The organism is Mesorhizobium sp. M1A.F.Ca.IN.020.06.1.1 (assembly GCF_004023265.1).
Taxonomy (GTDB): domain Bacteria; phylum Pseudomonadota; class Alphaproteobacteria; order Rhizobiales; family Rhizobiaceae; genus Mesorhizobium.
The window spans coordinates 1-645 of sequence record NZ_RZSR01001634.1; the positions used below are offsets into that span (position 1 = coordinate 1).

Annotated in this window: 1 protein-coding gene; it reads right to left on the reverse strand. The window is 67.3% G+C overall.

The window, feature by feature from the left end:
* Positions 1 to 60 precede the first annotated feature (60 nt).
* Positions 61 to 645, reverse strand: a 585-nt coding sequence (locus EOA60_RS36035; protein WP_281060823.1) for a phosphopantothenoylcysteine decarboxylase, incomplete at its 5' end; no start/stop codon positions are given.

Genomic DNA, 645 nt, shown 5'->3' on the forward strand with positions numbered 1-645 from the left:
TGGCTGCGTCGCCGCGCTGCGCATCGCGCTGCCGCCAATGCGACCGCAGGCAGCGGCCAGCTAAACCACTGTCGTTTTCAGCCGCTCGGCAATCGATGCGGCGAGCCGTGTCGCCACCTCGTCCTTGCCCATCTCCGGCCACTCCTCGACGCCCGTGCGCGAGACGATGCGCACCTTGTTGCGATCGCCGCCCATAACGCCGGAAGGGCCGATGCCGCTGCCATGCGAGACGTCGTTCGCGACGATGAGATCGGCGCCCTTCTTCCTGAGCTTGGCCTCGGCGTTGCCGATGAGGTCCTGCGTCTCGGCGGCAAAGCCGACGACAAGACCGGGCCTCTGCGCATGATGGCCGACGCCCGCGAGGATGTCGGGATTCTCGACCATCTTGAGCGACGGCGGGCCCTTCCCCGCCACCTTCTTGATCTTTTCACCGGCGGCATTCGCGGTGCGCCAGTCGGCGACGGCCGCGACGAAAACAGCCGCGTCCGCCGGCAAAAGGCTCTCGACCGCTTCCTTCATCTCGGCCGCTGTTTCCACATGAGTGGTCTTCACCCCGGCCGGATCGGCGATGTTGACCGGACCGGACACGAGCCGGACATCGGCGCCGAGCTTCGCCAGTGCCGCCGCGATAGCATGGCCCTGCTT